Genomic DNA, 16,779 nt, shown 5'->3' with positions numbered 1-16,779 from the left:
GGTCTGAGTGGTCCAGACTGCTGTTGCCACACCCCACCGGCAGCGCAGGCCCCTGGACGGATACCCAGCACTGGCTGGACCTGCTGATGGGCGCGCCTGCCGTGGCAGCCAGCACGGCCATGCTCGTGGCCCTGCTGTCTCCGCTGTGGCGCCGATGGCGTGGCCTGCCCGAAAGGTGACGGAACAGCAAAGGACAGCTCAGGGACAGGTGCCCCCGGCGCGCATCGCATAGACTCGCGGCAATTCCATCCCCCTCCGAGCGCCCCATGACCCAAGCCCCCGTCACCGCCGGCACGCCCTACGGCACCATCCCGCCCGCCTCGCCGCTGCCCCAGCGCCGCCCCGTGAGCCTTCCGCGCCTGGCGCAGATGCGCGAGGCCGGCGAGAAGATCACCATGGTCACCGCCTATGACGCCACCTTCGCGGCCGTGGCCGATGCGGCCGGCGTGGAGTGCATCCTGGTCGGCGATTCGCTGGGCATGGTCTGCCAGGGCCTGCACAGCACCGTGGGCGTGTCGCTGCAGGACATGTGCTACCACACGGCCAGCGTGGCGCGCGGGCTGCACCGCGTGCAGGGCACGGCCTGGCTGATCGCCGACATGCCCTATGGCAGCTATGCCGAAAGCCGCGAGCAGGCCATGCGCAGCGCCTGCGAGCTGATGCAGGCCGGCGCCCACATGGTCAAGCTCGAAGGCGGCGGCTGGACCGCGCCCACCGTGCAGTTCCTGGTCGAGCGCGGCGTGCCCGTCTGCGCCCACCTGGGCCTGACGCCGCAGACCGTGCATGCGCTGGGCGGCTACCGCGTCCAGGGCAAGAGCGACGAGGGCGCGGCCACGCTGCGCCGCCATGCGCTGGAACTGCAGGATGCAGGCGCCTCCATGCTGGTGCTGGAGATGGTGCCGGCACAGCTGTCGCGCGAACTCACGGCCGAGCTGCCGCACTGCCACACCATCGGCATCGGCGCGGGCAGCGGCACGGCCGGACAGGTCCTGGTGCTGCACGACATGCTGGGCGTGAACCTGGGCAAGATGGCCCGCTTCGTGCACAACTTCATGGCCGATGCGGGCAGCGTCAAGGGCGCCTTCGAGGCCTATGTGCATGCCGTGAAGAACGGCAGCTTCCCCGACGACAGCAAGCACGCCTGGTAGTCCGGCAGGCTGCACGGTCCGTTTTTCCGCTTCCCGCTTCCCGTTCCCCCGCTTCCCCGCTTTCCCATGCAAATCGTCCACTCCATCGCCGACCTGCGCGCCATCCTGGCCAGCAAGGGCCGCCCTGCCTTCGTGCCCACCATGGGCAACCTGCACGATGGCCACCTGTCCCTGGTGCGCGCCGCGCGCCAGCACGGCGACATCGTCGTGGCCAGCATCTTCGTGAACCGCCTGCAGTTCCTGCCGCACGAGGATTTCGACAGCTATCCGCGCACCTGGGCGCAGGACTGCGCCAAGCTGGAGAGCGAAGGCTGCGACCTGCTGTTCGCCCCGCGCGAAGCCGATCTCTACCCCGAGCCGCAGACCTTCAAGATCCAGCCCGACGCGCAGCTGGCCGACATCCTCGAAGGCCATTTCCGCCCCGGCTTCTTCACGGGCGTGTGCACCGTGGTGATGAAGCTGTTCTCGGCCGTGTTCTTCGCCAGCGGCGGCGGCACGGCCGTGTTCGGCAAGAAGGACTACCAGCAGCTGCTGGTGATCCGCCGCATGGTCGAGCAGTTCGCCCTGCCCGTGAACATCGTGGCCGGCGACACGGCGCGCGCCGACGACGGCCTGGCGCTGAGTTCGCGCAACGGCTACCTGAGCCCCGATGAACGCCAGCAGGCCATGGCGCTGTCGCAGGCACTCAAGCAACTGGCCGACGCCACGCGCGCAGGCCAGGCGCCGCTGGCCGAACTGGAGGCATGGGCCATGCAGTCCCTGGCCGCACAGGGCTGGGAGCCCGATTACCTGACCGTGCGCCTGCGCCGTGACCTGCAGCCGCCGGCCGAGGGCGCGCAACTGGCCGGTGCACCACTGGTGGCCCTGGGCGCCGCGCGCCTGGGCAAGACGCGCCTGATCGACAACCTGGAGTTCTGATCCAGCGCAAGGCGCCTGCGGCCATGGCGGTCCAAGCTGGATGCCATGGCCAGGAAATTCCCCATCCACCCCGCCCATCCCGAGCGCACCTGCTGGGGTTGCGACCGCTACTGCGCCCGCGACGAGCTGGCCTGCGGCAACGGATCGGACCGCACACAGCACCCGGTGGAGGTCTTTGGCGACGACTGGATGGAGTGGGGCCTGCCGCCCGAGCCGGCGGCAGACAACGCAGCCAGCCTGAAGGACGCGGCGCGCTGAAGTCGCCCACCCCACTTCAAGCGACCGCGGCCACCTCGGCGGCGAGCGCGTCCACCAGCCACTGCACCTCGGCCACGGCCGGCCGGTGCAGCGGCAGCAGCGCATGGACCTGGAAGGGAATGGAAAACGCCAGCGGCCGCACCACCAGCTGCGGCCCGGCGCAGACTCGCGCCGTCAGCGGATTGACGATGGCCACGCCCAGGCCATGCTGGACCATGGCACAGACCGCCACAGCGCTGTGGGTCTCCAGGTGCAGCTGGCGCTGCACGCCGGCCTGCTCGAACACGGCATCGATCTGCTGGCGATAGGGATCGTCGCGCGCCAGGCTGACAAAGCTTTCCCCGGCAAAGTCAGCCACCTCCAGCACCGGCCTTACGGCCAGCGCATGGCCTGCGGGCAGCACGGCCACCTCGTCCATGGCGGGCAGCGCAAGGGCGCGCGTGCCCGGAGGCGCCTCGGCCAGCTCGGCCAGGCCCAGGTCGTAGCGCTGGGCGGCCATCCACTCCTGCAGCAGCGGCGCCTCCTGCGTGGCCACGCTGACGGCCACGGGGCCGTGCTCCGCATGCAGGCGCGCCAGCGCTGCTGGCAGCAGCGCATGGCTGAGGGCGGGCAGGCACAGCACGTTGATGCGCGCCTGGTGCGGCCGGCCCAGGGCCAGCGCATGTTCCACCACCCGGTCCAGCCCCTGCCAGCTGCGCTGCACCTCGGCCCACAGCGACAGGGCGCGTGCCGTGGGCCGCAGCCGGCCTTGGGCGCGCTCGAACAGCGCATAGCCCAGCAGGCTTTCCAGGCGCGCCAGTTCGCGGCTGACGGTGGGCTGGGAGCTGTACAGCATCTGCGCCGCCGCCGTGGCGCTGCCGCTGAGCATGAGCGCGCGAAACACCTCCAGGTGGCGATGGGAGATGCGGGGCTCGGGGGACGTGTGCGGCAGCTCGGGGTCTTGCATGGCAAGAGCATATCCAAATCAAATAGACACCATAAGAACAAGCATTGGACTGAATGCCCTCCATCCGCCATCATGCGCGGCAGTTCCCCTGAAAGAGACACCATGTCCAATCCCTTCTCGTCCGCCCAGCTCTGGGCCCTGGCCGACCAGCACGGCACGCCGCTGTGGGTCTATGACGCCGCCACCATCCGCGCGCGCATCGCCCAGCTCAAGGCCTTCGACACCATCCGCTTTGCGCAGAAGGCCTGCTCCAACATCCACATCCTGCGGCTGATGCGCGAGCAGGGCGTGAAGGTGGACGCCGTCTCGCGCGGCGAAATCCTGCGCGCGCTGGCCGCCGGCTACGCGGCCGGCCATGGCGACGACCTGCACAGCGACATCGTGTTCACCGCCGACGTGATGGACGAGGCCACGCTGGCCTGCGTGGCCGAGCACAAGGTGCCCGTGAACGCCGGCTCCATCGACATGCTGCACCAGCTGGCCCAGGCCTCGCCCGGCCATCCCGTGTGGCTGCGCATCAACCCCGGCTTCGGCCACGGCCACAGCAACAAGACCAACACGGGCGGCGAGCACAGCAAGCACGGCATCTGGCACAGCGACCTGCTGGCGGCGCTGCAGGCCATCCGCGACGGCGGCCTGAAGCTGGCCGGCCTGCACATGCACATCGGCTCGGGCGTGGACTACGGCCACCTGCAGCAGGTCTGCGGCGCCATGGTCGAGCTGGTGCGCGCCACCCGCCAGGCAGGCCATGACCTGCAGGCCATCTCGGCCGGCGGCGGCCTGTCCATTCCCTACCGCGATGGCGACGCCACCATCGACACCGCCCACTACCACGGCCTGTGGGATGCGGCACGCAAGGACGCCGAGGCCATCGTGGGCCATGCGCTGGGCCTGGAGATCGAGCCGGGCCGCTTCCTGGTGGCCGAGTCGGGCGTGCTGCTGGGCCAGGTGCGCGCCACCAAGAACGCGGGCAGCAACCATTTCGTGCTGGTCGATACGGGCTTCAACGAACTGATGCGCCCCTCCATGTACGGCAGCTGGCACGGCATGGAAGTGCTGCGCCGCGACGGCCAGGCCATGCCCCTGCGCGATGCCGTGGTCGCCGGCCCGCTGTGCGAATCGGGCGACGTGTTCACCCAGGGCGACGGCGGCGTGGTGCTGCCGCGCGCGCTGGCAGGCGCCTCGGTGGGCGACCTGCTGGTCATCCATGACACGGGCGCCTATGGCAGCTCCATGTCCAGCAACTACAACACGCGCCCGCTGGCCGCCGAAGTGCTGGTCGATGGCGACAGCACCCGCCTCATCCGCCGCCGCCAGACGGTGGAGGAACTGCTGGGTCTGGAGCTGGGCCTGTAACTGGGCATGTAGCGCGCCAGGCGCCAGGATTTCTGACGCAAAAAAGCCCCGGGGCCTTCCAGCTCCGGGGCTTTTTCATCGCCGGGCCGCCCCAAGATGAAAAGCGGCCCCCTCGGGGGGCAGTGGACCTTGCGCAGCAAGGGGAGCGTGCGGGCCATTTTTCATGGACACCGAAGAATCACTCGCCGCGTGGATCGCGCGCCATCAGGTGCTGCACGGCTTCGGCCGCCTGCAGCCGGCCGTCCAGCAGCTCGACCACGGTTTCGGTGATCGGCATCTCCACATTCAACAGCCGCGCGCGCGCCAGCACGGTGCGTGCGCTGTACACGCCCTCGGCCACATGGCCCAGCGAGGCCACGGCCTGTTCCAGCGTGCGGCCCTGGGCCAGCAGCAGGCCCACCTTGCGATTGCGCGACAGATCGCCCGTGGCCGTCAGCACCAGATCGCCCAGGCCGGACAGGCCCATGAAGGTCTCCACCCGTGCGCCCAGGGCCAGGCCCAGTCGCGTCATCTCGGCCAGGCCGCGCGTGATCAGCGCGGCGCGGGCGTTCAGGCCCAGCTGCAGGCCGTCGCACAGGCCGGTGGCAATGGCCAGCACGTTCTTCACGGCGCCGCCCACTTCCACGCCCACGATGTCGGCGTTGGCGTAGACGCGCATGGCATCGCCATGGAAGGCCGCGACCAGGGCGTCATTGACCTCGGCATGCCGGCTGGCCGCCACCAGGGCCGTGGGCTGGTGGCGCGCCACCTCGGCCGCAAAGCTGGGGCCGCTGAGCACGCCGCACAGCAGATCGGGCGCCACCTCGGCGCAGACCTCGTGCGCCATCAGTCCATGGGCGGCGGCCGACGCGCCTGCGGGCACGGCCTCGAAGCCCTTGCACAGCCACACCACGGGCGCCCGCACATTGCGCAGGCGGCCCAGCCATTCGCGCAAGGCCGCCATGGGCGTGCCGATCACGATCAGGTCTGCCGCAGCCAGATGGCCGTCGATCTCGCCATGCACCACCTGCAGCGCGGCAGGCAGCGCCACGCCCGGCAGGTAGCGCGCGTTCTCGCCGCTGTCCCGCATGGCCTGCGCCTGGGCAGCGTCGCGCGCCCACAGCGTCACGACACGTCCGTCATCGCGCGAGGCCGCGCTCATTGCCAGCGCCGTGCCCCAGGCGCCTGCACCAATCACCACAATGTTCATATCTGCCCGACGTTGAAGAAGCGACGTTGATGAAAAAAAGAGGCCCTCGGGCCTCTTTTCTTGTACCACAGCGATGCGACGCGCCTGGGCGCAAATCTCATCGGCCGGGATGGGACCGGCTTACTGCGGCAGCGAGTTGCCGTCCGCCTGGGCGGCTGCCTGCTGCTGCTCGTACATGGCCTGGAAGTTGATTTCGGCCAGGTGCACGGGCGGGAAGCCGGCGCGTGTGACCACGTCGGCCACGTTGCCGCGCAGGTAGGGATAGATGATCTGGGGGCAGGCAATGCCGATCACGCCACCCATCTGGTCTTCGGGCACGTTGCGGATCTCGAAGATGCCGGCCTGCTTGGCCTCGACCAGGAACACGGTCTTGTCCTGGATCTTGGTCTGCACGGTGGCCGTCACGGCCACTTCGTAGATGCCTTCGGCCACGGGAGTCGCCTCGACGCCGAGCTGGATGTCCACGCTGGGCTGCTCCTGCTCCAGCAGGATGGCGGGCGAATTGGGCTGCTCCAGCGACAGGTCCTTGAGGTAGACGCGCTGGATCTGGAAGACGGGAGTGTCCTGTTCGGCCATGGAATCAGTCTTTCTGGGCAAAAAACCCTGGCACGGCGGCCAGGGCATCAAAAAAATCACCAACAAAATGCCCGCTGCCAATAGGTTGCGCAGCGGGCACCTGGGCCTGCATTATGCAGTGCCCGTGTTTCAGCTTTGCAGCATGGGCACCAGGCCACCGTCGGCGTCCAGCGCCATCAGGTCGTCGCAGCCGCCCACATGGTGGTCGCCGATGAAGATCTGGGGCACCGTACGGCGGCCCGTGCTCTGCATCATCACGTCACGCGCGGCAGGGTCGGTATCGATGCGGATCTCTTCGATCTGCTCCACGCCCTTGGACTTGAGGATCTGCTTGGCCCGGATGCAATAGGGGCAGACAGCGGTGGTGTACATCTTCACGGCTTGCATATGCGACTTTCTTCGAGTGGGCGGCTTGCCGGCTGCAGGCGCCGGGGACGCGGCGCAGCGGCTTCCATCGTGATCAACTGGAGGCGCTTCAGGCCTTTTCAACCGGCATGCCGGCATCGCGCCAAGCCTTCAGGCCACCGGCCAGGGCCTGGGCCTTTTCGTAGCCCAGCTTCTTCGCAATGCCTTCGGCACGCGAGGCGCGGTTGCCCTTGGTGCAGATCAGCACCAGCGGCAGGGCCTTGTTCTTCACGGTGGCAGGCAGCTTTTCCTCGAACTGGCCCAGCGGCACATTCTTGGCGCCATTGGCATGGGCGGCCGCGTACTCCTCGGGCTCGGAGACATCGATGACCACGGCCTTTTGGCGGTTGATCAGTTGCACGGCCTGCGCCGCCGTCAGCGAGCCGCCGCCTGCGCCGCGCACCAGGGGCAGCAGCAACATCACGCCGGAAGCCAGCGCGATCAGGATCAAATACCAGTTATCGATGATGAATTTCACGTCATTCCTTGGGTTGGCAAACCTGTCAATTCTAGAATGCTGGCTTTTGCCCCCGCGACAGCCCAGCTTTGTCGCATCGAGAGACTTAGAAAGCCGCCATGTACAAGCTCGTGCTGATCCGCCACGGTGAATCCACCTGGAACCTCGAAAACCGCTTCACCGGCTGGACCGATGTGGACCTGACCGCCACCGGCGTAGAACAGGCCAAGAACGCCGGCCGCCTGCTCAAGGCCGAAGGCTACGACTTCGACCTGGCATTCACCAGCGTGCTCAAGCGCGCCACGCGCACGCTGTGGCACACGCTGGACGAAATGGACCGCACCTGGCTGCCCGTGCAGCACAGCTGGCGCCTGAACGAGCGCCACTACGGCGGCCTGCAGGGCCTGAACAAGGCCGACATGGCCAAGCAGTACGGCGACGCCCAGGTGCTGGTCTGGCGCCGCAGCTACGACACGCCCCCGCCGGCCCTGGAGCCCCAGGACCCGCGCAGCGAGCGCAGCGACGTACGCTATGCCCAGCTGGACCCCAGCCAGGTGCCGCTGACCGAATGCCTGAAGGACACGGTCGCCCGCGTGCTGCCGTTCTGGAACGAGTCCATCGCGCCCGCCATCCTGTCCGGCAAGCGCGTCGTGGTTGCCGCGCATGGCAACTCCATCCGCGCGCTGATCAAGTACCTGGACGGCATCTCGGATGACGCCATCGTCGGCGTCAACGTGCCCAACGGCATTCCGCTCGTCTATGAGCTGGATGCCGATCTCAAGCCCATTCGCCACTACTACCTAGGCGATGCCGAGGCTGCCGCCAAGGCGGCAGCCGCCGTGGCTGCACAGGGCAAGGCTTGAGCCTGACCCGCCTGAGGTGAGCGCCTGCTACGGAAATTGCGCTTGCTGCGCCGTTTTTAGGGAACCACGCGGGCGCTTGCCTTTCCAAGCGGGTGTATATTGACGCGGTTAAAGGGGTGATATGGGCCAGAAAATCAAAATTGCCGGCTGGGTTTCCGTAGGCGTAATCGCCGGAGCACTGACCACGGTTTCCTTGCAGACCGTGGCCCGCGGTGCCATGACCCCGCTGCCGCTGGAGGAAATCCAGCAGCTGTCCGCCGTCTTCGGCCTGATCAAGACCGATTATGTCGAGTCGGTCGATGACAAGAAGCTGATCACCGATGCCATCTCCGGCATGGTGTCCAGCCTCGATCCGCATTCGCAGTACTTCGACAAGAAGTCCTACAAGGAATTCCGCGAGGGCACCTCGGGCCGTTTCGTCGGCGTAGGCATCGAGATCACGCAGGAAGACGGCCTGATCAAGGTTGTCTCGCCCATCGAAGGCTCCCCCGCCTTCCGCGCGGGCCTGAAGACCGGCGACCTGATCACCAAGATCGACGACACGGCCGTCAAGGGGCTGTCGCTCAACGACGCCGTCAAGCGCATGCGCGGCGAGCCCAACACCAAGGTGCAGCTGACCATCCTGCGCAAGGATGAAAGCCGCAGCTTCCCCGTGACCATCACGCGTGAGGAAATCAAGACGCAATCCGTCAAGGGCAAGGTCATCGAGCCCGGCTACGGCTGGATCCGTCTGAGCCAGTTCCAGGAACGCACGGTGGACGACTTCGTGCGCAAGGTCGAAGAGCTGTACAAGCAGGAACCCAACATGAAGGGCCTGGTTCTGGACCTGCGCAACGACCCGGGCGGCCTGCTGGACGCGGCCGTCGCCATCTCGGCAGCCTTCCTGCCGCCCGATGTGACCGTGGTGTCCACCAACGGCCAGCTGGCCGAGAGCAAGGAAACCTACAAGGCCTCGCCCAGCTTCTATGCCCGCCGCGGCATGGGAGACCCGCTGCAGCGCCTGCCCGCCTCGCTCAAGAAGCTGCCGCTGGTGGTTCTGGTCAACGAAGGCTCGGCCTCGGCCAGCGAAATCGTGGCCGGCGCCCTGCAGGACCACAAGCGTGCGGTCATCATGGGCAGCCAGACCTTCGGCAAGGGCTCGGTGCAGACCGTTCGCCCGCTGGGTCCTGACACGGGCCTGAAGCTGACCACGGCCCGCTACTACACGCCCAGCGGCAAATCCATCCAGGCCAAGGGCATCGTTCCTGACGTGATGGTGGACGAGACCCCTGAAGGCGATCTGTTCGCTGCCCTGCGCATGCGCGAGGCCGACCTGGAAAAGCACCTGTCCAGCGGACAGGGCGCCGAAGTCAAGGACGAAGTGCGCGAGAAGGCCCGCGAGGAAGCCCGCAAGCGCCTGGAGGAAGAGGCCAAGAAGCCCCTGGCCGAGCGCCGCCTGCCCGAATTCGGCACCGAAAAGGACTTCCAGCTGCAGCAGGCGCTCAACCGCCTCAAGGGCCAGCCCGTCATGGTCAGCAAGACCCTGACCGAGCGCGAGCCCGAAAAGAAGGAAAACTGAAGAGCGCGGACCGTGTCCGCGCTCCCACCAAGCCGGGCCCGCGCCCGGCTTTTTCACGTCTGGAGACGCGAATGAACGACGATCAACTGCTGCGCTACTCGCGCCACATCCTGCTGGACGAGATCGGCATCGAAGGCCAGGAGCGCATCCTGGCAGCGCATGTGCTCATCATCGGCGCAGGCGGCCTGGGCGCGCCTGCCTCGCTGTACCTGGGCTCGGCCGGCATCGGCCGCATCACCCTGGTGGACGACGATGCCGTGGAAATGACCAACCTGCAGCGCCAGATTGCCCACACCACCGATCGCGTGGGCCAGCCCAAGGTGCAATCCATACGCACGGCCGTGCATGCCATCAACCCCGGCATCCGCATTGATTGCCGCCAGCAGCGCGCAGACGATGCCCTGCTCGACGAGCTCGTGCCCCAAGCCACGGTGGTGCTGGACTGCACGGACAACTACCGCACGCGCCACATGATCAACGCAGCCTGCGTGCGACACAAGGTGCCCCTGGTGGCGGGGGCGGCCATCCGCCTGGATGGCCAGCTCATGGTGATGGACCCACGCGACGAGAACTGCGCCTGCTATGCCTGCGTATTCCCGCCGGAGGCGCAGTTCGAGGAAGTGCAGTGCTCGACCATGGGCGTCTTCGCCCCCGTGGTCGGCGTCATGGGCACGCTGCAGGCGGCCGAAGCCCTCAAGCTGATCGCGGGTTTTGGCACGCCTGCAACAAACCGCCTGACCATGTTCGACAGCCGCAGCCTCGATTGGAGTAGCATGCAAACCACCCGTGTGCCGGACTGTCCCGTTTGCGGCAACAAGGCGTAGGAATCGGCTGACTTCCAGGCCGATCCCCCACTGGCACAATCGCCCGCTGTCGCGCAGGACAATGAAGGCCGGGTTCCGCCGGACTCCGATTGCCATCCGCGTCCCTATTGGATACAGCCGTGAAATTGCGCACCTATCTTGTTGAAGACAACCCTACGATCCGCGAGAACCTGATCGCCACGCTCGAGGAACTCGCCGATGTCGAGGCCGTGGGCATCGCCGAGACGGAAAGCGCGGGGACGGACTGGCTTCAGCAGAACCCCGACGCATGGGATCTGGCCATCGTCGATCTGTTCCTGCGCCAGGGCAGCGGCCTGGGTGTGCTCACCGCCTGCCGCGAGCGCCAGCCGCACCAGAAGATCGTGGTGCTCAGCAACTACGCCACCCCTGACATCCGCAGCCGCTGCGCCCAGCTCGGCGTGGATGCGGTCTTCGACAAGTCCAATGAGATCGATGCACTCATGGACTATTGCATGAATATCGACGCCGCATCGCTCAATCAACTCAAAACAGCCTGAACCCAAAACACGGCATTTTTACTCTTCATCAAAGAAAAAGGCTGCACGACTTGATAATCGTGCAGCCCGTATTTTCTATTGACTGGAAATCAGTCGATCAGCCGGTTTTTCAGCGCGTAATACGTGAGATCGCTGTTGGATGACAATCCCATTTTCTCCATAAGCCGCGTGCGATAGGTACTGACCGTCTTCACGCTCAGCGAGAGCGATTTCGCAATATCACCTGCCGTTTCGCCGCGCGCCAGTTTGAGGAAGACCTGGAACTCACGCTCGGACAGCTGTTCATGCGCTGGCGCGTCATCCTTGCGGTTGAGCTGCTGGGCCAGCAGGTCGGCCACGGCCGGCGTCAGGTAGCGGCGGCCCAGGGCCACGGTGCGGATCGCTTCGGCAATCTCCTGGGGATCGCATTCCTTGTTCAGGTAGCCGCTGGCGCCTTGGCGGATCAGGTTGATCGCGTAGTGCTCCTCGGGATATCCGCTCAGGATCAGGATGCCCATGTCCGGGGCCTTGGCCCGCAGCATGGCCAGCGCATCGATGCCGCTTTGCCCGGGCATGGACAGGTCCATCAGCAGCACGTCGATCTCGTGGGCTCGGACCAGGTCGATGGCCTCACGGCCATTGGCGGCCTCACCGACTACACGCAGGTCCACATGTTCCGAGAGAAACTGACGCAGACCCGAGCGCACAATTGCATGGTCGTCCACAATGCCGATTCTGATCATGAATACCTCTTTTTCGGGGGACCAGCAGGAACGCCGGTCGTGCAAACAATATATGGTAACGGCCGGGGCAGGAACTGCTCCGGCTGCCGATAACACGAATTATGCAGAATATCGGCGAAGATCTTGTAGGTGAGAGGATGCTTATGCGTTGGATAAATTTCCGAAGAATTGCGATCAGCCTGGCATTTGCCATCGTTGCGGCCGTGCTGCTTGTCAGCATTAACGAGGCCAGCTACAAGCGCTCGACCAAGGCGCTGGAGGCCATGACCCAGACCCAGGCGACCCGCTCGGAAATCAGCCAACTGCTGCGGTTGATGCTCGATGCCGAGACCGGCCTGCGCGGCTACCTGCTCACGGGGGAGGAACGCTACCTGGAGCCCTACAGCAAGGCGATCACGGCCATCAACTACAACATGGACGAGTTGCGCCAGATCTTCATCTACGACCCCCAGGAACTGGCCATCTTCACGCCGCTGGCCCGCCAGGTCGAGCGCAAGATGAGCGAGATGGAGTTGAGCCTGCGCCTGTACCGCCAGGGCAACGAGGAAGCCTGGCGCTTCGTCATGTTCACGGACGTGGGCATGGAGAACATGGATGCCATCCGGGACTACACAGGCAAGCTGCTGTCAGGCATAGACGAGCGCTCGGCCAAGAACCTGCAGGATATCGAGCACACGCTGTCGCTGTCGCGCATAGGCATTGCCACGGTGACCGCGCTGGGCGTGCTGGGCTTTTTCATGTACCTGCGCCAGGCCCACGCGCTGCAGCAGGCCCATCAGCGCGAGCAGGAAATCCAGCGTGACGAGCGCAACCGCCTTGAAGCCCTGGTGCGCGAACGCACGGCCACGCTGACGGAGCTGGCCAACCACTTGCAGCAGGTGCGCGAGGATGAGCGCGGCCACCTGGCGCGCGAGCTGCACGATGAACTGGGCTCGCTGCTGACGGCGGCCAAGCTCGATGTGGCCCGGCTCAAATCCAAGATCGACCTCAGCGCCCCCGACGTGGGAGAGCGCGTCAGCCATCTGGTGGAGACGCTCAACAGCGGCATTGCCCTCAAGCGCCGCATCATCGAGGACCTGCGTCCTTCGTCACTGTCCAACCTGGGCTTGACCACGGCGCTGGAAATCCTGGCACGCGAATTCGGCGAACGCAGCGGCATCGAGGTCACAGCGAACCTGGAGCAGGTGGAGCTGCCGGAATCGACCCAGCTCACGGTCTACCGCATCGTGCAGGAGTCGCTGACCAATATCGGCAAATACGCCAAGGCCAGCCACGTACTGGTCTCCGTGCACAACTACCCGACCTATGTGACGGTGCAGATCCAGGACGATGGCGAGGGCTTCGAGACCTCGGCCATGCGCCCCAACTCCCACGGGCTGGCCGGCATGCGCCATCGCGTGGAGGCGGCAGGCGGGCGGCTGACCGTCTCCTCCGAGCTGGGCAAGGGCACGGCCATCTCCGCCGTCATTCCGCTGAGCCCGGCATCCGCCTGACCACGACGCCTTGCCTGCACGCACAACCCCTGCCCGGCACCGCCCTGGCAGGGGTTTTTCTTGATGGGCACTGCGGGCCGGCGCTTTTCCTACACCCACCCCCTGCCTAACCCTGACGCCATGCCACGCCGGGCACCGTCAATCCGGCCTCGGGCGGCTCGGTACAGTCAATCGCATGGGAACAGCACTCGGCTCCTGACAGCCAGATGCCGTTTCTTGGCAACGAACAACCAAGGAGTTCTACATGCTGCACTACGCCATCGTGTTTTTCGTGATCGCTCTCGTCGCCGCCATCTTCGGCTTTGGCGGAATTGCGGCAGGTGCTGTAGGCATCGCCAAGATCCTGTTCTATATTTTCGTGATCATGGCTGTAGTCACCTTTGTGATGAGCCTGATCAAGAAGTAGCGGCGGCGCCGCCTTCAGCCACCTGCCAGCCCAAGCCCGCCTCCGGCGGGCAGCCAGCCCGGCAGCCCGACCGCCTTTCCCATTCATGCAAGTTTTGAGGAGATAGAACCAATGAGCCAAGCCGAGAAAGCCGTGAACAAAGCCGCCGATACCGCCAAGGACGTTGCCCAGGACGTAGCAGACACTGCCAAGGAAGCCGTCAACACCACGCGCCGCACTGCAGCAAATGCTCTGGACAAGGCCGAGGAAGGCGTGAAGTCCATCGAGCGTGAACTGAATCCCGTCATCGACGACCTCGCGGCACGTGCCCAGGAACTGGCCACGCGCGGAATCAACTTCTGCGCCGACAGCTCCGACCGCGCCCGCCGCCAGCTGCAATCTGCCACGGAAGCCACTACGCGCTACGTCATCGAGCAGCCTGGCCGCTCCATGCTGCTGGCAGCAGCCACGGGCGCAGCCCTGGCCACCGCGTTCTTCATGAGTTCCCGCTCGCGCAAGTGAGCTGCAGCCCAGCCCCCGAGTTCCCTCGACTACAGTTTCCCTCAATTTCTTGTCCAAGAAAGAACTGACCATGCAAAAGTACACCCGTGCCATCGCTTTCGCTCTCGTCGCCGGCGCCACCGTGCTCGGCACCACCGCCTGCTCCGTGGCCCGCGACCAGCAGACCGTGGGTTCGTATGTGGATGACGCCGGCATCACCACTGCCGTGAAGGCCAAGATGGCAGAGGACAAGAGCGTCTCGGCCACTTCCATCAGCGTCGAGACCCTGAACGGCACGGTGCAGCTGTCGGGCTTTGCCAAGTCCGAATCGGAAAAGGCTCGCGCCGCCGAGATCGCACGCACCACCAAGAACGTGCGCGAAGTGCGCAACAGCATCGTGGTTCGCCCCTGATGCAGGCCCCCATGGGGCCATCGAAAGGCCGGTGTCATCCGGCCTTTTTTCATTGCAGGGCCACCCCGTTGAAAACCACCCTTGGGGGAATCTGACCTTGCAGCGCCAGGGCGACATGGGAATCATTTTTCATGGCGCCAGGGCATACGGCGTAAAGTGACCGACATGCGAGTTTTCAACTGCGATGCCTGCGGCCACCCGGTTTTCTTCGACAGCGTTCAATGCGTGCACTGCGGCGCCACCCTGGCCTTCCTGCCAGAGCGACTGCATGTGGCCTGCCTGCGACCGGTTTCCGGCGCGCGGGACAGCGCGCTGTGGGAGAGCCTGTCCTCCCTGGGCGCAGGCAAGCCGCCAGGCCGCCTCTACAAGATGTGCAGCCACCGGGGACCTGTGGGCCAGTGCAACTTCGCCCTGCCCGCCGACGACCCCCACGCGCTGTGCGAATCCTGCCGCCAGACACGCTGGCTGCCCGATCTGTCAGACCCGGCCAATGCCTTGCGCTGGACCAAGATCGAGGCGGCCAAGCGCCAGCTGTTCTATACGCTGGCCCGCCTGGGCCTGGGCCCCAGGCCTGGAGAGGACGGGCCGCGCTTCGAACTGCTGGCCGACCTGCCCGGGCAGGCGCCGGTGATGACCGGCCATGCCAACGGCACCATCACGCTGAACGTGGTGGAGGCCGACGATGCCGAGCGTGCCCGGCGCCGCCAGGCGCTGCACGAGCCCTACCGGACGCTGGTGGGCCATCTGCGCCATGAGTCCGGCCACTTCTTCTGGGACAGGCTGGTGGTGGGCGCGGGCCGTCTCGAGGAATTCCGCCGCCTGTTCGGCGACGAGCGCCAGGACTATGCCCAGGCCCTGCAGAACTACTACGCACGCAGCCCGCTGGATGGGCAGTGGCGCGACAACTTCGTCAGCGCCTATGCCACCTCCCACCCGTGGGAAGACTGGGCCGAAAGCTGGGCCCACTACCTGCACATGGTGGATCTGCTGGAGACTGCGGCCAGCTATGGCACCTGCATCACCTTGCCAGGAGGCGCAGGCACGGCGGCGGGCATGGGAACGCCGGCCGCGCTGTGCGTGCAGGACCCGTTCGCGGTCCCTGCCCGGCCGGACTTCGGCACCATGCTGGACCAGTGGGTGCCGCTGACGCTGCTGACCAACAGCCTCAACCGCAGCCTGGGCCACGGGGATGCCTATCCGTTCGCTCTTTCAATGGGCGCGCGGCGCAAGCTGGAATTCGTGCATGCGGCCGTGAATGCAAGTGCCGCCACGCAGAGCGCCTGATATCGTGAACTCGTCATGGGGGCGGGCCAAGGCGCCTGGCCGGCATCCCTCTCTCAAGGAGCGCGATTGGCCTGCACCTTCTCAAGCAGTCGCGTGCGCACGTTGGGCGAGACGAACTTGTCGATCTCGCCATCCAGCGTGGCGATCTCGCGCACGAAGGTGCTGCTGATGAACTGGTAGCGGTCGCTGGGCGTGAGGAAGACGGTCTCCACCTCGGGCATCAGCGTGCGGTTCATGCCGGCAAGCTGAAACTCGTAGTCGAAGTCGGTGACCGCGCGCAGGCCGCGCACCATGGCCTTGCCGCCGCGCTCTACCACGAAGTCGCGCAGCAGGCCATGAAAGCTCTCGACCTGGACATGGGGATAGATGGACACGGCCTCGCGCACCATCTCCATGCGTTCCTCGAGATTGAACATGGTCTTCTTGTGGTGGCCGGCCGCCACGGCCACGATGACGTGGCTGAACAGCTGGGTCGCACGGCGCACCACGTCTTCGTGGCCCAGCGTGATTGGATCGAAGGTTCCGGGGTAGACGGCAATCACGTCGTGGCTCATGGCGTTCACTTTCCTTGGCTGCGCGTGCCCTGGTCCGGCACGGATGGCGCATTATGCATTGCACTGCAGCATGGCCCGTCGGCTGCGCGACAGCCGCATTCCTGCGCTGGAACACGGCTGCGGCGCCAGCCTACTCGTCCTGCGCGGCCTTGCGCAGCAGATGGGCGTGGACGGCACCCGCCTTGAGATGGCGGAACAGCTGCAGGCCGCCAGCCTCGGCCAGTTGCTCCTCGGTCCAGGCCTGGGGCGCCTCCAGATAGACATAGCCCTGGGCGGAGACGGCCAGCGCAGCGGCCTTCAGCGCAGGCTCGAACAGCTCGGCATGGTCGAAGGGCGGATCGATCAGCACCAGGTCCAGCGTGCCCGGCGCCACCTGGCGCAGGCAGCCCAGGCCATCGCCGCGCAGACGCGG

Annotated in this window: 20 protein-coding genes and 1 pseudogene; 13 read left to right on the top strand and 8 right to left on the bottom strand. The window is 66.1% G+C overall.

The window, feature by feature from the left end; genetic code table 11:
• The first annotated feature begins 266 nt into the window (after positions 1-266).
• The 3 genes from panB (at position 267) to L995_RS14455 (ending at position 2,324) form a co-directional block, all read left to right on the top strand.
• Positions 267-1,148 carry a 3-methyl-2-oxobutanoate hydroxymethyltransferase gene (gene panB / locus L995_RS14465; protein WP_012203749.1) on the top strand — a complete coding sequence of 294 codons (882 nt, stop codon included), beginning with the start codon at positions 267-269 and terminating at the stop codon, positions 1,146-1,148.
• A 66-nt stretch (positions 1,149-1,214) separates the two neighbouring features.
• Complete coding sequence (gene panC, locus L995_RS14460; protein ID WP_016449059.1) at positions 1,215-2,066, top strand: pantoate--beta-alanine ligase; 852 nt, start codon at positions 1,215-1,217, stop codon at positions 2,064-2,066.
• Positions 2,067-2,111: 45 nt separating this feature from the next.
• The gene (locus tag L995_RS14455) at positions 2,112-2,324 is read left to right on the top strand and encodes a DUF3079 domain-containing protein (RefSeq protein ID WP_017404237.1); all 213 of its coding nucleotides are present in this window, start codon (positions 2,112-2,114) and stop codon (positions 2,322-2,324) included.
• Between the two features lie 16 nt (positions 2,325-2,340).
• Here L995_RS14455 and L995_RS14450 read toward each other — a convergent pair whose 3' ends face one another.
• The gene (locus tag L995_RS14450; protein ID WP_047472397.1) at positions 2,341-3,270 is read right to left on the bottom strand and encodes a LysR family transcriptional regulator; all 930 of its coding nucleotides are present in this window, start codon (positions 3,268-3,270) and stop codon (positions 2,341-2,343) included.
• Between the two features lie 102 nt (positions 3,271-3,372).
• Between L995_RS14450 and lysA the strand changes: the two genes are divergently transcribed.
• On the top strand, positions 3,373-4,626 hold the full coding sequence (gene lysA / locus L995_RS14445; protein ID WP_047472396.1) for a diaminopimelate decarboxylase: 1,254 nt from the start codon (positions 3,373-3,375) through the stop codon (positions 4,624-4,626).
• Between the two features lie 178 nt (positions 4,627-4,804).
• On the opposite strand, the gene L995_RS14440 is transcribed toward lysA, so the two are convergent.
• The 4 genes from L995_RS14440 to L995_RS14425 form a co-directional block, all read right to left on the bottom strand.
• On the bottom strand, positions 4,805-5,815 hold the full coding sequence (locus L995_RS14440) for an NAD(P)H-dependent glycerol-3-phosphate dehydrogenase (RefSeq protein WP_016454153.1): 1,011 nt from the start codon (positions 5,813-5,815) through the stop codon (positions 4,805-4,807).
• Between the two features lie 120 nt (positions 5,816-5,935).
• Positions 5,936-6,391 (bottom strand): protein-export chaperone SecB, encoded by a 456-nt coding sequence (secB, locus tag L995_RS14435; RefSeq protein ID WP_013803924.1) that lies wholly within the window; start codon positions 6,389-6,391, stop codon positions 5,936-5,938.
• Positions 6,392-6,520: 129 nt separating this feature from the next.
• Positions 6,521-6,778, bottom strand: coding sequence for a glutaredoxin 3 (gene grxC, locus L995_RS14430; RefSeq protein ID WP_016449064.1), 258 nt, complete (start codon positions 6,776-6,778; stop codon positions 6,521-6,523).
• An 88-nt stretch (positions 6,779-6,866) separates the two neighbouring features.
• Entirely contained in the window at positions 6,867-7,274 is a 408-nt protein-coding gene (locus L995_RS14425) for a rhodanese-like domain-containing protein (RefSeq protein WP_016449065.1), read from the bottom strand.
• Positions 7,275-7,372: 98 nt separating this feature from the next.
• On the opposite strand from L995_RS14425, the gene gpmA reads away from it, so the two are divergent.
• From gpmA to L995_RS14405, 4 genes are all read left to right on the top strand, one after another.
• Entirely contained in the window at positions 7,373-8,116 is a 744-nt protein-coding gene (gene gpmA / locus L995_RS14420; protein WP_016449066.1) for a 2,3-diphosphoglycerate-dependent phosphoglycerate mutase, read from the top strand.
• A gap of 121 nt (positions 8,117-8,237) precedes the next feature.
• Positions 8,238-9,674, top strand: a complete 1,437-nt coding sequence (locus tag L995_RS14415; protein ID WP_016449067.1) for a S41 family peptidase — start codon at positions 8,238-8,240, stop codon at positions 9,672-9,674.
• A 71-nt stretch (positions 9,675-9,745) separates the two neighbouring features.
• A complete protein-coding gene (locus L995_RS14410; protein WP_047472395.1) occupies positions 9,746-10,498 on the top strand; it encodes a HesA/MoeB/ThiF family protein in 753 nt (250 codons plus the stop codon).
• Between the two features lie 119 nt (positions 10,499-10,617).
• A complete protein-coding gene (locus L995_RS14405) occupies positions 10,618-11,016 on the top strand; it encodes a response regulator (protein WP_013803928.1) in 399 nt (132 codons plus the stop codon).
• An 89-nt stretch (positions 11,017-11,105) separates the two neighbouring features.
• On the opposite strand, the gene L995_RS14400 is transcribed toward L995_RS14405, so the two are convergent.
• Positions 11,106-11,738: a response regulator gene (locus L995_RS14400; RefSeq protein WP_012203736.1), complete on the bottom strand. Its 633-nt coding sequence runs from the start codon at positions 11,736-11,738 to the stop codon at positions 11,106-11,108.
• A gap of 143 nt (positions 11,739-11,881) precedes the next feature.
• Here L995_RS14400 and L995_RS14395 point away from each other — a divergent pair, with 143 nt between their 5' ends.
• From L995_RS14395 to L995_RS14375, 5 genes are all read left to right on the top strand, one after another.
• Positions 11,882-13,231: a sensor histidine kinase gene (locus L995_RS14395; RefSeq protein ID WP_016449069.1), complete on the top strand. Its 1,350-nt coding sequence runs from the start codon at positions 11,882-11,884 to the stop codon at positions 13,229-13,231.
• Positions 13,232-13,475: 244 nt separating this feature from the next.
• Complete coding sequence (locus L995_RS32055) at positions 13,476-13,637, top strand: DUF1328 domain-containing protein (protein ID WP_013803930.1); 162 nt, start codon at positions 13,476-13,478, stop codon at positions 13,635-13,637.
• A gap of 111 nt (positions 13,638-13,748) precedes the next feature.
• Positions 13,749-14,138 carry a hypothetical protein gene (locus L995_RS14385; protein ID WP_016449070.1) on the top strand — a complete coding sequence of 130 codons (390 nt, stop codon included), beginning with the start codon at positions 13,749-13,751 and terminating at the stop codon, positions 14,136-14,138.
• Between the two features lie 70 nt (positions 14,139-14,208).
• Positions 14,209-14,529, top strand: a complete 321-nt coding sequence (locus tag L995_RS14380) for a BON domain-containing protein (RefSeq protein WP_012203732.1) — start codon at positions 14,209-14,211, stop codon at positions 14,527-14,529.
• 165 nt (positions 14,530-14,694) lie between these two features.
• Positions 14,695-15,813 carry a zinc-binding metallopeptidase family protein gene (locus L995_RS14375; protein ID WP_047217964.1) on the top strand — a complete coding sequence of 373 codons (1,119 nt, stop codon included), beginning with the start codon at positions 14,695-14,697 and terminating at the stop codon, positions 15,811-15,813.
• A gap of 53 nt (positions 15,814-15,866) precedes the next feature.
• Here the strand turns inward: L995_RS14375 and coaD are convergent, their stop codons facing one another.
• Together coaD and L995_RS14365 are read right to left on the bottom strand one after the other, a co-directional pair.
• Entirely contained in the window at positions 15,867-16,367 is a 501-nt protein-coding gene (gene coaD, locus L995_RS14370; RefSeq protein WP_016449072.1) for a pantetheine-phosphate adenylyltransferase, read from the bottom strand.
• A gap of 130 nt (positions 16,368-16,497) precedes the next feature.
• Positions 16,498-16,779: pseudogene (locus L995_RS14365) on the bottom strand (RsmD family RNA methyltransferase); the annotation flags it as partial.

The organism is Delftia sp. ZNC0008 (assembly GCF_000799035.1).
Classification (GTDB): domain Bacteria; phylum Pseudomonadota; class Gammaproteobacteria; order Burkholderiales; family Burkholderiaceae_C; genus Comamonas; species Comamonas tsuruhatensis.
The sequence above is the reverse complement of the archived record's forward strand: the minus strand, read 5'-3'. Positions and strand labels throughout refer to the sequence as shown.

Coding starts and splice junctions, on each gene's coding strand:
- secB (WP_013803924.1), bottom strand. CDS start 6,391: ATGGCCGAACAGGACACTCCCGTCTTCCAGATCCAGCGCGTCTACCTC.
- L995_RS14410 (WP_047472395.1), top strand. CDS start 9,746: ATGAACGACGATCAACTGCTGCGCTACTCGCGCCACATCCTGCTGGAC.
- grxC (WP_016449064.1), bottom strand. CDS start 6,778: ATGCAAGCCGTGAAGATGTACACCACCGCTGTCTGCCCCTATTGCATC.
- L995_RS14455 (WP_017404237.1), top strand. CDS start 2,112: ATGGCCAGGAAATTCCCCATCCACCCCGCCCATCCCGAGCGCACCTGC.
- L995_RS14415 (WP_016449067.1), top strand. CDS start 8,238: ATGGGCCAGAAAATCAAAATTGCCGGCTGGGTTTCCGTAGGCGTAATC.
- L995_RS14385 (WP_016449070.1), top strand. CDS start 13,749: ATGAGCCAAGCCGAGAAAGCCGTGAACAAAGCCGCCGATACCGCCAAG.
- panB (WP_012203749.1), top strand. CDS start 267: ATGACCCAAGCCCCCGTCACCGCCGGCACGCCCTACGGCACCATCCCG.
- coaD (WP_016449072.1), bottom strand. CDS start 16,367: ATGAGCCACGACGTGATTGCCGTCTACCCCGGAACCTTCGATCCAATC.
- L995_RS14395 (WP_016449069.1), top strand. CDS start 11,882: ATGCGTTGGATAAATTTCCGAAGAATTGCGATCAGCCTGGCATTTGCC.
- L995_RS14450 (WP_047472397.1), bottom strand. CDS start 3,270: ATGCAAGACCCCGAGCTGCCGCACACGTCCCCCGAGCCCCGCATCTCC.
- L995_RS14380 (WP_012203732.1), top strand. CDS start 14,209: ATGCAAAAGTACACCCGTGCCATCGCTTTCGCTCTCGTCGCCGGCGCC.
- L995_RS14375 (WP_047217964.1), top strand. CDS start 14,695: ATGCGAGTTTTCAACTGCGATGCCTGCGGCCACCCGGTTTTCTTCGAC.
- L995_RS14440 (WP_016454153.1), bottom strand. CDS start 5,815: ATGAACATTGTGGTGATTGGTGCAGGCGCCTGGGGCACGGCGCTGGCA.
- L995_RS32055 (WP_013803930.1), top strand. CDS start 13,476: ATGCTGCACTACGCCATCGTGTTTTTCGTGATCGCTCTCGTCGCCGCC.
- panC (WP_016449059.1), top strand. CDS start 1,215: ATGCAAATCGTCCACTCCATCGCCGACCTGCGCGCCATCCTGGCCAGC.
- gpmA (WP_016449066.1), top strand. CDS start 7,373: ATGTACAAGCTCGTGCTGATCCGCCACGGTGAATCCACCTGGAACCTC.
- L995_RS14400 (WP_012203736.1), bottom strand. CDS start 11,738: ATGATCAGAATCGGCATTGTGGACGACCATGCAATTGTGCGCTCGGGT.
- lysA (WP_047472396.1), top strand. CDS start 3,373: ATGTCCAATCCCTTCTCGTCCGCCCAGCTCTGGGCCCTGGCCGACCAG.